Raw genomic sequence first — 14,096 nt, 5'->3', positions numbered from 1 at the left:
CAAAAACACCCATCGTCGCAAGCCACAGGCAATCTCAAATTGCCCGGCGTTCACATCTCGCTAGCCTCACGGGCACATGTTTCCGCGCATTTTTGACCGCTACCTCGGCCGCCAGGTTGGATCTGCCACGCTCATCGGCGTGGCGCTGCTCAGCGGCGTGATGGTGCTGGGGAATGTGTACAAGAAGCTCGACGAGCTGCTGGGCAACACCGAGCTGCCGCTGTCGGTGATTTTGGAGTTCGTCACGCTGGTCATCCCCTTCTCGCTGATCTTCACCATCCCCTGGGCCTTTCTGACGGCGATCCTGCTGGTGTTCGGCCGCCTCTCGGCGGACAACGAGCTCGTCTCCCTGCGCATGACGGGCATGTCCATGAAGCGCATCTGCGCGCCGGTCTTTGTGCTGGCGCTGCTGCTCAGCGGCCTCTGCCTCTGGGTAAATGTCAGCCTGGCACCCGCCGCGAAAGACCGCATGAAGCGGCTGTTTTACGAGGTGGCCGTGCAGAACCCCGAAACGCTCTTCCAGGAGGGCCAGGTGCTGGAGCGTGTGCCCGGCTACCGCATCTACACCGGCAAGCGCGATGACAAATCGCTGACAGACCTGCACATCATCCAGTGGGACATCATTGGGCCGGCGGGTGCCTACATCAAAGCCAAATCTGCCTTGATCCAAATCGAGCCCGGCAAGCTGGACTTCACCATGCTGCTCAAGGATGCCATCGTCGAGAAGCTCCCAGATGTCACATTCACCCTGCCTGACACCATACCCAAACCATTGTCACTCAGTCAATTTCCTTTGGAGTTTCCACTTTCGGTGCTGCAGAAGGATACCGTTAGGATCAATGCGTCCATGAAATCCACCCCGGCGCTGTCGGAGGAAGTCAGAACCCGAAAAGACACCTTCACCGGGGAGCTGATGACCGATGTTGATCTCTCGAAATCGCTCACCGAGCTGAGCAAACGCTACAGCTTCTCCCTCGCCTGCTTCACCTTCGCCCTCGTCGGCATTCCGCTCGGCGTCACGGCGCAGCGCCGCGAGACGTCATCAGGCTTCGCGCTCAGTCTGATCACCGCCACGGTGTACATCATCTTCATCATTCTGGGAGACACGCTCCATGACAAACCGGCGGCCATGCCCCACCTCATCATGTGGCTGCCGAACGTGATCTTCCTCGGCATCGGCGGCTGGCTGTTTTACAAGCTAAGCCGGAAGTAGGGCGACCGTCCCGGTTGCCGTTGGGAACGACGCCTTCCACAACCGAACAGGATACACATCGTGATTGTTTCGACATAACCGTTGGAGATAAAGCTGCTAACATACCTCACGATCTGTTAACCATCTTCACTGTTAGGCGACTCCGCACATCTCCCCTGAAATCCATCGAATGAGAACTACCGCCATCACGATTCTTTGTGTCGCAGCGATCCTCTTCTGTTTGACCGAGCTTGTTTCTGTGGCCGCATGGTCATTCCGTCGCAGCTTTGTCGGTATCATCGAGTATCCCGAGAGGCTCCATATCGCACTCTGTCTTGCCTCAGCTACGGCACTGGTCTCGGCGTTCGCGATTCGCGCTGAGCGTTCTTACTCACGTTGGCTGCGGCTCTTCGCATCGTGGCTCTCAGTCATCATTGGCTTGGGTGCCCTGCTCACCAAATCTGCCGTAGCCATGATCTCCGCAGACTCGGACATCCACCAATGGCATCTGATTTGTGTTTGGTGCGGTGGGTTGTTGCTCGCTTTGGCCGCAACACAACGAACAGAGAGACCACGATGAGACCATCACGTTTGAACTTCATTTCCGAGCGTCTGTCTTGAATCAACAGTCGCTATGCCCTGCATCGAACCCGGAGGGCGCGTCGCCAAGCTTGGGGTCGTTGAGCGAATAAACTGAGTCATTTCCCGCATAAACACGAGGCGGTCGTTGCCGACCGCCTCGCGTTGGGATTTGAATTCAACCCAGGCAGACGGGTTGTTTCGTGATGGACGCCGAGGAGACGGGCGGGCTTGCGCCACACCCGTCCTACGGCGGGAAGGAGGCTCAGAGGTACTCGTTGACCAAGTTTTCGAGCATCTCCTGACGGCCGCTGCCGAGAAGAGGCTCACCGTTGGCGAGGACGTGGGCTTCGAGTTCTTCAAAGCCGACCTCGCCTTTCTCGATCTTGGCGCCGATGCCGGTGTCGTAGGTGGCGTAGCGCTGCTTGATGAAGGTGTTGATGCGACCGTCTTCGATCATCGCGTGAGCGACCTTGAGGCCGCGGGCGAAGGCGTCCATGCCGCCGATGTGGGCGTGGAAGAGATCGACGGGCTCGAAGGATTCACGACGGCACTTGGCGTCGAAGTTGAGGCCGCCAGTGGTGAGGCCGCCCATGCGCAGGACTTCGAGCATGATCTCGGTGGTGAGATAGATGTTCGTCGGGAACTGGTCGGTGTCCCAGCCGATGAGCGTGTCGCCAGTGTTCGCATCGACGGAGCCGAGCGCGTTCGCGGCGATGGCGACTTGCATCTCATGACGCATGCTGTGGCCGGCGAGGGTGGCGTGATTGGTCTCAAGGTTGAGCTTGAAGTGGTCGAGCAGGTTGTGCTCGCGCAGGAAGTTCAGGCAGGCGGCGGCGTCGGAGTCGTACTGATGCGTGGAGGGTTCACGCGGCTTCGGCTCGATGTAGAACTGGCCTTTGAAGCCGATCTTCTTCTTGTAATCGACGGCCATGTGCAGCAGGCGGGCGAGGTGGTCGATCTCGCGCTTCATGTCGGTGTTCCAAAGCGTGGCGTAGCCTTCGCGGCCGCCCCAGAACGTGTACCCTTCACCGCCGAGGCGATGCGTGACGTCCATGGCCTTCTTCACCTGCGCGGCAGCGTACGCGAACACACCGGCGTTCGGGCTGGTGGAGGCACCTTGGCAGTAACGGGCATGGGAGAAGAGGCAAGCGGTGCCCCAGAGAAGCTTCTTGCCGGTCTGCTTCTGCGCTTTTTCGAGCTCGTCGGCGACGGCGTCGAAGGCCTTGTTGCTTTCGGCGAGTGTTTCAAGCTCAGGAGCGACATCGCGGTCGTGCCAGCAGTAGTAATCGACACCGAGCTTGTCCATGAACTCGAAGCAGGCCCACACGCGGCGCTGCGCGTTGGCGACGGAATTGCTGCCGTCATCCCACGGGCGCTGGGCAGTGCCGCCGCCGAAGGGATCGGAGAGCGAGTTGCGCATGGCGTGCCAGTAGGCGACGCCGAAGCGCAGATGATCGCGCATCTTTTTGCCGCCCACGAGTTCGTCGGCGTTGTAATGCTTGAAGGCGAGCGGGTTGCGGCTCTTCGGTCCTTCGAACTGGATTTTTTGGATGTCTGGGAAGGCTTCGTTCATGGTAGGGCGTGCAAGGGAGACGAAACCGGGCGGCGTGCAACTGGTTCGTCAGGGCTGATTGGACAGGTTTTGGGCCAAAATGGACGCTGGGCGCGACCTCAGAGCGCCTTCTTATTCGTCTCTTCCGCCAGCCACACCGAGACCAGCGTGATCACCGCCATGCCGATGAGATACAGCGCCACGGACCACGGCCTGCCACCGCTTTGATCCAGCAACGCGGTGGCGATGAGCGGGGCAAGCCCACCTGCCAGCGGCGAGGCGAGCTGATAACCAAGAGAGGCACCGCTGTAACGCACGCGGGTGCCGAACAGCTCCGAGAAGAACGCCGCCTGCGGGCCATACATCGCCGCGTGACCAATGAGTCCAATCACGACCGCCAGCACGACTAGCACGGTTTGGCGTGATTCGATCATCCAGAAGAACGGAAACGCGAACAGCATCAGGAAGAACGCGCCTCCGAGATAAACCGGCCGCCGACCCACGCGATCCGATAACGCTCCGAAGCATGGGATCACAATCAACTGCACCGCCGAGCCAATGAGCACGGCATTGAGCAGGGTGGACTTATGCATACCAAGCTGCTGCGAGCCATAGCTGAGCACGAGCACGGTAAAGATGTAGAAGAACGCGTTCTCCGCAAAGCGTGCGCCCATGGCGAGCAGGACGTTGCGCGGATGATCGCGCAGCACGGCCAGGATCGGCACTTTCGGGCCTTCATCCTCCATTTTGGCCTGCGTGAAGACCGGGCTCTCGATGATCTTCAAACGAATGAACATGCCCACTCCGAGCAGCAGCACGCCGAGCAGAAACGGCACGCGCCAGCCCCAGGATAGAAAGGCTTTTTCATCCATCGACGAGGCGAGCATGAAGACCGCATTCGCCAGCAGCAGTCCTACCGGCACACCGGCCTGCACCCAGCTCGCGTAAAAGCCACGACGACCCTGTGCGCCATGCTCCACGGCCATCAGAACCGCGCCGCCCCATTCGCCGCCGACACCGAAGCCCTGAACAAAACGCAGCAGCACGAGCAGGATCGGAGCCCACACACCGATCTGTGAATACGTCGGCAGCAGGCCGATCAACACCGTCGCCACGCCCATGAGCATGAGCGTGGTCACCAGCATCGACTTGCGGCCGATCTTGTCGCCAAAATGCCCGAACACGATGCCGCCGACCGGTCGCGCAAAGAATCCGACCGCATACGTCGCGAAGGCCGCCATCGTGCCGGCCAACGGATCAAAGTTCGGGAAGAACAGTTTGTTAAATACCAGCGCCGAGGCCGTGCCGTAGAGAAAAAAGTCGTACCACTCGATGGTGGTGCCGATGAAGCTCGCGATGACGACGCGGCGGGTGCTGTTGAGATCAGACATGGGCGGCTACTTCGTGAGGGCGGCCTTCTTCACCTTTGGCGCGAAGATTTTGCGATCCCAGTTCTTCGCGATCTGTGTCGGCGTGGCTTCGGATGAAACACCACCCGCAGGCACATCGAGTTTGGCGCTCCAGAGGATGCCGTTGAGCAGGAGGCGACGTTGATTGGCCTCGACCCAGTTCGCGTGAAGATCGCAGCCGGTGAAGCCGAAGCTGCGGCCACCATCGGGGCGCTCGTAACTCCACGCCACGGTTTCGGCGCGGCCTGCGTTCGCTTTGGCGGCATCGTTTTTGCGGCTGCTATCAGGCATCGCGCATTGCAGCAGATGTGTGACACCTTTTTCAGCGAAGTGGAGGTTGTAAAGCCAGCCGTCTTTGAGCAGCGGGAAGGGCTTCACGCCGCTGTTGATGGGATGCGTCGGGATGCTGGTGAAATCCACGTCCCAATGACCGCGGCAGCCGATGTCGCTTTGAAACGCAGCGCCAAACATCGCTTTGAAGTCAGCAGCACGCTCCGGCTTGCAGTCGATGCCTTGATGCAGAAGGACGAAGCCCGTGCCTGCCTTCGTGAGCGCCTGCATCTTCGCCCAGCGGGCGGGTTCGAGGAAAGAATGCTTGTCCCCGCCGTCCATGAACAGCAGCACGCTGCGCGCGCCATCGAGCACCGCCTCATTTTTCGGCCAGCCTTCCGCCACCATCACCGGCGCGACGCCGGGCACGGCCTTCAGCCAGTCCATGAGCAACGCACAGCCAGCAAAGTACTCGTGCTGCCCCGGCTTGTTGCTCGGAGTGCCGGCGATGAGCACGATCTTCACGGCCTTGGCATCGGCGGGCACTTGTTCCAGCGGCACCTGCTGCTGCTCGGCGGTGAACTCAGCATGGACGGAGGCGGTGAAGAGTAAGGAGAAGATGAGACGGTGCATGTTTGGCAGGCTGACGGTTTGGTGAGCGCAACACAAGACGAAAAGCCGGAGAGGGCTCTTGCAGCGCAAGTCACGGGTCGTGTGGATCGAGTATGAACGATATTTCATATGAGCTTTCAGCGGGCCGCCTGTTCCATCGTTCCAACCAGCCGCGCATCCAAAACAGCGTGGTGGTGTTTCCACGCCTAACCATGAAGCTCACCGCCCACCTCCCCGCATTCGCCGCGTTGCTCCTCGGCGCGATTTCATCCTTCAGCCAGACCTCGGACGCTCCCATCGACTGGGACAAGGCCAGGCAACTCCACCAGCGCGACAGCGCCGGTGAAACCCTCACGCCCGACGAAAAGGCCTACCTCGACAAAGCACGCGCCTCGCTTGCCAAAGGCCAGGCACCCGGCTCTCAAGACGCGCCAGCCAGTCCTGCGACCGATGGCCTCGACTGGCAGAAAGCGCAGAATCTCTTTCAGCGCGAACAACGCGGCGAAAAGCTCAGCACCGAAGATCAAAAGTATCTTGATCACGCCAAGGAGGTCCGCAGCCGTGGTGGCAATCGCGGTGGTCGTGGGGGGCAGGCGAACCAGCGCAAGGCCCCGGAATCGATGAAGCCGCTCACCGACATGACGGCTGACGACAAGTATGAGGGTGAAGACGGTGGCCTCTATGGCAAAGGCAGCAACGCGCCGCCTGAGGCGTTGAAAATATCTGCCGACACGGCGCTCGCGCAGATCAAGCCGCTCGATGCCGAGGGCAAACCCGCCGACAGCGGCAAGATCGTGCTCGTTTCCATCAGCATGTCGAACGCCACGCAGGAGTTTTCGTTCTTCAAGCGCATTGCTGACCAGGACAGCCGCAAATCGGACAAGCTCACCATCGTCGATTGCGCGCAGGGTGGGCAGACCATGGCCGCATGGGCGCCGCCGGAGGGACGTAACTGGGATGAAGCGATGCGTCGCCTGCAAACCGCCGGTGTCAGCCCTCAACAGGTGCAGGTGGCTTGGTTGAAACTTGCCAATGCCGCCCCCAACGGCTCGATGCCCGATCATCTCACCAAACTCGAAGCCGACACCACCACCGTGCTGCACAATTTGAAGAGGCGCTTCCCGAACCTGCGCATCGCCTACCTCGCCAGCCGCATCTACGGCGGTTACGCCTCAACCGGCCTCAATCCGGAGCCTTACGCGTATGAAGGCGCCTTTGCGGTGCGCCATCTCATTCAGAAACAGATCGGCGGTGATGAAGCCCTCGCATCTGCCAAGTCACCGCTGCTACTGTGGGGGCCGTATCTTTGGTCTGAAGGCGAAAAAGGCCGCAAGTTCGACGATCTCAAATACACCAAGGACGACTTCAGCAACGACGGCACTCATCCCAGCAACAGCGGTCGCGAGAAAGTGGCGAAGCAGTTGCTGGAGTTCTTCGCCACAAGTCGATTGGCGAAGGGGTGGTTTGCAAAGTGATCCAGACTCGGCGGAGCCGGGCTATTTTTTGCCAGTCAGCCGGTTCCACAGGCTGCGAGCACCGGTGGGTGACTGCGCGTCGCGCTGCGGCTGGTTTTGGGGTCTGGGAGCGGACTGACTGGAGGCGGGACGCCGGTTGTCTCGGCGCTGGCCTTCTGGGCGACCGCCGCCTTGACCTGATGGGCCGCCACCCTGACGCGGGCCGCCCTGGCCTTGCGGGCGGCGTTGCTGTTGCTGGAACGGGCGCTGGTTGCGACGCTCGGGGCGGTCATCGGTGAGCGGCTGAGGAGCGGCGTTGTAGTTGAAGCCTTCGGCTTTTTTGCGGACGAGACCACGGCCAATGAAGCGCTCCAGTTTGCGCACGTCGTCGATTTCATCGGGAGAGACGAAGCTGATCGCGTCGCCGATGGCCTGGGCGCGGCCGGTGCGGCCGATGCGGTGAACGTAGTCCTCAACGATGTGCGGGAAGTCGAAATTCACGACGTGGGAGATGCCGTCCACGTCAATGCCGCGCGCGGCGATGTCGGTGGCGACGAGGACGCGAACCTTGCCGGTTTTGAAGTCGTCCAGGGCACGCAGGCGCTGGTTTTGCGAGCGGTTGGCGTGCAGCGTGGCGCACTTCACGCCGGTTTGTTCGAGCTTTTTGGCGATCTTGTCCGCGCCGTGCTTCGTGCGGCTGAAGACGAGCACCATTTGCATTTTTTCATCTTCGAGCAGATGCGAAAGCAGCGCCATCTTGAGGTGTTTGTGCAGCTCATAGACAAGCTGCGTCACCGTCTCGGCGGGATTGGCGCGTTTGCCGATCTGCACGATCTTCGGCGCGCGCTGGAACTCATGCGTGAGGCTTTCGATCTCCTTCGAGAGCGTGGCGGAGAACATCAGCGTCTGGCGCTTCTTGGGCAGTTGGTTGAGAATGCGGCGGATGTCCGGCAGGAAGCCCATGTCGAGCATGCGGTCGGCCTCATCGAGCACAAGGTATTCGAGCTGGGAGAAATCCGCGCAGCCCTGCCCCATCAAATCCAGCAAACGACCTGGGCAGGCGATGACGATGTCGCTGCCGGCACGCAGAGCGTCCTTTTGCGGCTTTTCGCCGACACCGCCATACACTTTCGCGATTTTGAGCGGCAGATGCCTGGCGTAAGCGAGCACGTTTTCTTCAATCTGAGCCACGAGTTCACGCGTGGGGGCGAGAACGAGTACGCGGGTGCGGCGGCGCTGCCCCTGGGGAATGGGATGCGCGGTCAGACGCGTGAGGATTGGCAGGGTGAAGGCGGCGGTCTTGCCGGTGCCGGTCTGCGCGATGCCAATCACATCTCCACCTTGAATAACCACCGGGATGGCCGCAGCCTGGATCGGTGTGGGTTCCGTGTAACCGGCTTCTTGGATGGCTTGGAGGATGTGTGGGTCGAGACCGAGGGCTTTAAAGGACATTGCACGTCCATACGCGTGCGCGAGGCAAGAAGCGAGACGTTTCAGTGGTCCCGTTGCGCCGCGAAGGGGTTACTTGCTCGCGTCCGCCGCACGCCACAGACACCACGCAGCGAGCGTGCGATGTGGCTGCCAGCGCTCGGCCAGCAGGCGGAATTCCTTGGGCTTGGGCATCTCATCGAGCTTCTGGGCGACGCGCCAGCCGTTGCGCACGCCATAGTCATCGCTGGGAAACACATCCGGCCTGCCGAGGGTGAAGATGAGCAGCATCTCCACAGTCCAGCGGCCCACGCCACGCACTGCGACGAGGCGCGTGATCAATTCGTCATCATCCAGCTTCAATGCCGCCGCGCGTGTGGGAATCTGACCGCTGAGCGTCTTGGCGGCGATGTCGCGGATCGCAAGCATCTTGCTGGTGGAGAAGCCACAGCCACGCAACGCCTCATCCGCCGTGCTCAAGACTTGTTCCGGCTTGGGAAAGCGTGTTTTCGGGAATAGCGCCTTGAAGCGGCGCAGAATCGCCTCGGCGGCGTTCGCGTGAAGTTGCTGATGTGCCACGGCGCTGACGAGCGCCTCTTAAGGTGAGCGCTTTTGCGGCACGAGTCCGCAAGGGCCATGCGTCTTGATCAGTCGGCGCATGAGGGGGCAGCGTTGGGAGAGCAAAAACTCGGCTTCAGCGTGCATGCAGAGCCTGTTCGTCAATAGATCTTGATTGATCAAGGCTGCATTCGGCTAAAAAAGCGGTTGATGCTTATGTGATTCCGCCGCAAACGGCATGCACACCCATGGCAAAGCTCACATTCGTTCTTGAAGACGGGCAGGAGGAGGTTCCCCTCGCGGATCGTCTCAGCCTCGGACGTGCCGAGGACAACGACGTGGTCGTGGATGACGAGCGCCTTTCCGACCACCATGCCGAGGTGATTTGTCATGCGGATGGGCGTGTTGAAGTGCGCGACCTCTGCTCCACCACCGGCACGCTGGTGAATGACGTGCGTGTCGAGAGCCGCATCCTCCGCCAGGGAGATAGGCTTTCATTCGGACCGCTCACCGCCGTGCTCGATCTTGAAGAGCAAGAGACGACTTCAGAGGCCCCGGCTGAAAAGAAGCCGTCTGCCAGACCAGGGCCAGACGCAGAGGAGGACACCGCGTCTCTGGCAAAAGAAAAGCAACGCCTGCAGGAGGAGGTGGATGACGTCCGCCAGGAGCTGGCCGACTGGCGGCTGCGGGCTGAGAAGGAGAGATCCGCCCATGAGAGCCGAATAATCACCCTGCGCGCGGCTGAAGAACGCATGCTGCCGCTGCAGGCGGCCGCGAAGCACGCTGAAACGACACATGGCGAATGGCTGGCGGCCATTCAGACACTCGCGGCCGAACATGAGGAAAAATCGGCCGAGTTGCAGAAGCTAGCCGCAACCGAAGCAGCCACGAAGGCCAAACTCGAAGCGCACGCCTCGCAGCAGGAGAAGGAAAGCGCCCTACTGGAACAATTGCGCAAGGAGCGTGAACGTGAAGAAGCCCGTGTTGACGAACTGCGCCAGCAGGCCGGCGCGGCTGAAACCGCCGCAAAAGGAAAACTCGACGCCCTCTCGGCACAGCAGAAGCAGGACACCGACCGCCTGGAGCAACTGCGCAAGGAGTGTGAGCTTGAGACAGCCCGCCGCGAGGCGCTGCGCCAGCAGGCCGCCGACGCTGAAGCCAGCAAAAAAAGCAAACTGGAGACCCTCAAAGCCCAGGAAGAGCAGGAAAGCGCCCGACTTGGGCAACTACGCCTGGATTGCGAACGTGAGACAGCCCGCCATGATGAATTAAGCAAACAGGCCGCGGAAGCCGAGCTGCGAAAGAAGGCGTTGCATAAACAGCTTGCCGCCATCGCCGAGCAGGTGGATGCCGCCGAGAAAAAACTCAAGCAGACGCTCATGCTCAGCCAGGAGGCTGAGACGCGCCAGGCCACGCTCTGTGACGAGCAAAAGCGTGCGGAAGCCGCGCTCAGCGCGGCTCAGGCGCGCGTCGCCGCGCTTCAAGATGCCGAACGGCTGGCTGTCTCGGCCACCGCCGATTCAGAGTCCGCCCGACAGCGTGCTGATGCAGCGCTGCGGGGTGTCCAGGACGAGATCAGCAAGCAAAAGGACGAGCTGGCCGCCATCACCACCCGCCGTGAGGAAGCGGAGGCATCTCTCGCGGACACCACCCAGCGCCTTGCCCAGGCGACGGCCAGTCTCGACGAGGCCGCCATGCGCCGTGCTGGCATCGAAGCACAGTGCGAGGAGCTGGCCTCGGCGGGGGAGCAACTGATTCAGGTCCGAGAGCAGCTCACCGCGCTGTCTGCCGGCGCGGCGCGACTGGCCGAGCAGGAGCATCTGGCGCAGAAACTCGCCGTGGACACCGAGGCCGCGCAGAAGCGTCTCAGCGATCTTGAAGCCCGCGAAACCTCTCTCCGTGCCGAGGCCGCAAGCCTTGACGCCACCATTCACGCGCATCAGGACACTTTGGAGCAAATCCGCCGGCACACAGCCCAGCAGGCCGAAGTGGCGCGTGCCATCGACGCCGCCCGCAAGGATCTCGCTGAACTCACCGCACGCCTGACTCCGATGCGGGACTGGAAGGAGGCCATGGACCTGCTTTACGCGCGTTTTGCCGACCTTCCGCAGTCATCGCCTGAGGCGCAGGAAGTCTGGCGCGAGATCGAGGCCGGCAAGGCTGCGCTGCGCAGGCACATCATCGCCTCACAAACGCGCGCACCGCGCATCATGCACATCGAGTTTGCCCGCAGCACCAAGCCCGGCACGCCGATGAAATCCGAGCGCATACGCGGCAAGGCCCAGGCATAGAAAGGCGGCCCCATGGCGGATGTCTTCACCCAGACGAAGCGTAGCGAGGTAATGAGCCTGATCCGTTCACAGGGCAACGCGGCGACGGAGCTGCGGCTGGTGAAACTGATGCGCGAGCACCGCATCACCGGCTGGCGGCGGCAGGTGGCGCTGCTCGTCCGCCCGTCCACCACTGGGCGGATCAAAGTGCGGCCTGATTTCGTGTTTCGCCGCGAGCGCGTGGTCGTGTTTGTCGATGGCTGCTACTGGCACGGCTGCCCGCGTCATTGCCGTCGGCCGAAGAGCAACCGGAAGTTCTGGGACGCCCAGATCGAACGGAACCAGACACGCGACCACCTCGTGACCCGCGCACTCCGCAAAGCCGGCTGGACCGTGCTGCGCATTTGGGAATGCGCGTTGACGAAGAACAAGGCCGGACGGGCGCTTTCGCGGCTGCGACGCGCTCTGGGAAGAGTGCCCGCCGCAAGCTGAGAAGAGCGAAGCACCTTGTCAGCCGCCACGTTTCCGCAGAGAGTGGCGGCCATCATGAAGATCGACGCCCTGGCCCGACTGGAACGTTACGCGAAGCGCATCGCGGAAATAGCCGCCGTGCTCGGCAAATACGGGCTGGCGGACCTGTTCGGCGGCTTCAAATACGCCTGGCTTCAAGACCGGCTGAAAAGCGCGGACGGCCAGTCGCTCACCGAGGGCGTGACGCAGGCCGCACGGGCGCGAATGGCGCTGACCGAACTGGGCACCACCTTCATCAAGCTGGGGCAGATGCTCAGCACCCGCGCCGACCTGCTCGGCCCTGAGCTGACCGAGGAACTCTCCCAATTGCAGGCCAACGTGCCGCCCGATGCCGCTTCTGTGGCCCGTGCCACGATTGAAAAAGAGCTGGGGCATCCCATCCAAGAGCTTTTCGCGCAGTTTGACGACGAACCGCTCGCCGCCGCCTCCGTGGCGCAGGTTCACGAGGCCTTGCTGCACACCGGCCAGAGCGTGGTGGTCAAAGTACGCCGCGCCGGTGTGGCCGAGCAAGCCGCGACGGATCTGGAGATCGTGCAGGCGCTCGCCGAGCTGCTGGAGAAGCATTCCCCTGCCCTGCGCACCTACCAGCCGCTCGCCGTCGTTCGCCAGTTCCGCCGCACGCTGTTGCGCGAGCTCGATTTCAGCTACGAACGGCAAAACCTGGAGGAATTCTCCCGCAACTTCGCCGACGACCCGACCGTGTGCATCCCGGAAGTATTCAGCGATCTTTGCTCGCATCAGGTCGTCACCATGGAGCACCTGGAAGGTATTCGCGGCACGGAGATCGAGAGGCTGAAGCAATCCGGCGAGGACTTGGGTGAGTTCGCCAAACGCGGGGCCAACATGTACCTCGAAATGGTCTTCCGCGACGGCTTCTACCATGCCGACCCGCATCCCGGAAATCTCATCCTGCTGCCTGGAAATGTCGTGGGCGTGGTCGATTGTGGCATGGTCGGCCGCATTGACGAAGACCTGCGCGATGAAGTGGAGGCGCTGCTGCTTGGCATCGTGGAAAACGATTCCAATCTCGTGTCCGAGCAGGTGCTTCGCCTCGGTGCCGTGCCGGCCGATTGTGCGCGTGAAAAACTCCGCGCCGACTTGCAGGACTTCATGGCGGACTACACCGGCCATCCGCTGAACGAAATCCACGTCGGCGCGGCGCTATCAAATCTCGTGGAGATCATCCGTAGCCATCACATCGTGCTGCCGCCGGCCCTGGCGCTGCTTTTGAAGACCATCATCGTACTGGAGGGCACCTCGCGCCGCTTCAGCCCGGACGTGAGCCTCACCGAGCTGATGCAGCCGTATTGCTCGCGTCTGATGCTGCGACGTTTGTCGCCCAGCCGCATCGCCAAACGCGCACGACGCACCTTCCGCGTCTGGGACCGCCTGCTCACCGCCCTGCCGCGTGATCTGACCGACCTGCTCGCCCGTTTTCGCGATGGATCGCTCACCGTGCATCTCGACCACCGTCATCTCGATCCCATCGTGAACCGTTTGGTCCTCGGCATCCTCACCGCCGCCGTCTTCCTCGGCTCCAGCGAACTGTGGAGCCGCCAGGCCGCCCCGCTGCTTTATGGTGTGTCCATCTTCGGTGCCATCGGCTATGCGATCTCGCTTTTCCTCGGCTGGCGTCTCATGCGCGCCATCCGCAAGTCCGGGAACATCCAGTCGAAGGATTGAAGGGCAACACTTTGACCACCCCCAACCATTCACCAACGTGAGCTGGCTCTTTCAACCCCTCGATTCATCTCCGACATACGGCTCGATCATCAAGTGGTGGGAAAAGCGACGACTGGCCTACAATTTCATCATTGGCTCTGCTGTGCTGGTCTGCCTGCCAGTTTTTGTGTGGGCTGTTTCCAGTTCCGGCCACCTTCGACCTGGAGAAGATGCCGTGGAGCCTTTGTCGTTGCTCGCTGCTCCGGTTTTGGCAAACATGGGCTATACCCTTGGATGGATCGCGGAAATACTCTGCCGCCTCGCAGGCATCACCACACGGCATAGTCTGGGTCCCTGGCTGCTGCGTTTGGGTTTGGCCTTTTCGCTCTTCATCGTTGCGCTGCCTGCCCTGATTTGGGTTTCCGTCCGGCTGTGTGGTGATGCGGCTGGTGAATGAAAAAGTGCCAGCCCGTCATCCCAGCAATCATCGAGCATCCAGGCTGCCCAAATCATTTCAACACGAGCAACCTGAAACTTTGCACTTGGAAGCCGCATCCTTTTCGCCGAAAACCAGCG

11 protein-coding genes are annotated in these 14,096 nt (G+C 61.5%); 6 read left to right on the top strand and 5 right to left on the bottom strand.

What is annotated here, in order from left to right:
- Positions 1-76: 76 nt before the first annotated feature.
- Complete coding sequence (locus ACILSI_RS06115) at positions 77-1,213, top strand: LptF/LptG family permease (RefSeq protein WP_395720970.1); 1,137 nt, start codon at positions 77-79, stop codon at positions 1,211-1,213.
- An 823-nt stretch (positions 1,214-2,036) separates the two neighbouring features.
- Here ACILSI_RS06115 and xylA read toward each other — a convergent pair.
- The 3 genes from xylA to ACILSI_RS06100 form a co-directional block, all read right to left on the bottom strand.
- The gene (gene xylA / locus ACILSI_RS06110) at positions 2,037-3,347 is read right to left on the bottom strand and encodes a xylose isomerase (protein WP_395720969.1); all 1,311 of its coding nucleotides are present in this window, start codon (positions 3,345-3,347) and stop codon (positions 2,037-2,039) included.
- A gap of 98 nt (positions 3,348-3,445) precedes the next feature.
- Positions 3,446-4,717 carry an MFS transporter gene (locus ACILSI_RS06105; RefSeq protein WP_395720968.1) on the bottom strand — a complete coding sequence of 424 codons (1,272 nt, stop codon included), beginning with the start codon at positions 4,715-4,717 and terminating at the stop codon, positions 3,446-3,448.
- A 6-nt stretch (positions 4,718-4,723) separates the two neighbouring features.
- Complete coding sequence (locus tag ACILSI_RS06100; protein ID WP_395720967.1) at positions 4,724-5,638, bottom strand: ThuA domain-containing protein; 915 nt, start codon at positions 5,636-5,638, stop codon at positions 4,724-4,726.
- A 92-nt stretch (positions 5,639-5,730) separates the two neighbouring features.
- On the opposite strand from ACILSI_RS06100, the gene ACILSI_RS06095 reads away from it, so the two are divergent.
- Positions 5,731-7,092, top strand: a complete 1,362-nt coding sequence (locus ACILSI_RS06095; RefSeq protein WP_395720966.1) for a hypothetical protein — start codon at positions 5,731-5,733, stop codon at positions 7,090-7,092.
- Between the two features lie 21 nt (positions 7,093-7,113).
- Here the strand turns inward: ACILSI_RS06095 and ACILSI_RS06090 are convergent, their stop codons facing one another.
- Together ACILSI_RS06090 and ACILSI_RS06085 are read right to left on the bottom strand one after the other, a co-directional pair.
- Positions 7,114-8,523 (bottom strand): DEAD/DEAH box helicase, encoded by a 1,410-nt coding sequence (locus ACILSI_RS06090; RefSeq protein WP_395720965.1) that lies wholly within the window; start codon positions 8,521-8,523, stop codon positions 7,114-7,116.
- Between the two features lie 69 nt (positions 8,524-8,592).
- A complete protein-coding gene (locus tag ACILSI_RS06085) occupies positions 8,593-9,078 on the bottom strand; it encodes a DNA-3-methyladenine glycosylase family protein (RefSeq protein WP_395720964.1) in 486 nt (161 codons plus the stop codon).
- A gap of 227 nt (positions 9,079-9,305) precedes the next feature.
- Between ACILSI_RS06085 and ACILSI_RS06080 the strand changes: the two genes are divergently transcribed.
- From ACILSI_RS06080 to ACILSI_RS06065, 4 genes are read left to right on the top strand one after another with little or no spacing between them, the layout of a single operon-like run.
- Complete coding sequence (locus tag ACILSI_RS06080; protein WP_395720963.1) at positions 9,306-11,348, top strand: FHA domain-containing protein; 2,043 nt, start codon at positions 9,306-9,308, stop codon at positions 11,346-11,348.
- Positions 11,349-11,360: 12 nt separating this feature from the next.
- The gene (locus tag ACILSI_RS06075) at positions 11,361-11,819 is read left to right on the top strand and encodes a very short patch repair endonuclease (RefSeq protein ID WP_395720962.1); all 459 of its coding nucleotides are present in this window, start codon (positions 11,361-11,363) and stop codon (positions 11,817-11,819) included.
- Between the two features lie 54 nt (positions 11,820-11,873).
- Positions 11,874-13,541 (top strand): ABC1 kinase family protein, encoded by a 1,668-nt coding sequence (locus ACILSI_RS06070; protein ID WP_395720961.1) that lies wholly within the window; start codon positions 11,874-11,876, stop codon positions 13,539-13,541.
- A 37-nt stretch (positions 13,542-13,578) separates the two neighbouring features.
- Positions 13,579-13,977, top strand: coding sequence for a hypothetical protein (locus ACILSI_RS06065; RefSeq protein WP_395720960.1), 399 nt, complete (start codon positions 13,579-13,581; stop codon positions 13,975-13,977).
- The last annotated feature ends 119 nt before the right edge of the window (positions 13,978-14,096 follow it).

Source organism: Prosthecobacter sp. (assembly GCF_044232965.1).
In the GTDB taxonomy this organism is placed as follows: Bacteria; Verrucomicrobiota; Verrucomicrobiia; order Verrucomicrobiales; family Verrucomicrobiaceae; genus Prosthecobacter.
This window is presented reverse-complemented; position numbering and strand designations above follow the sequence as displayed.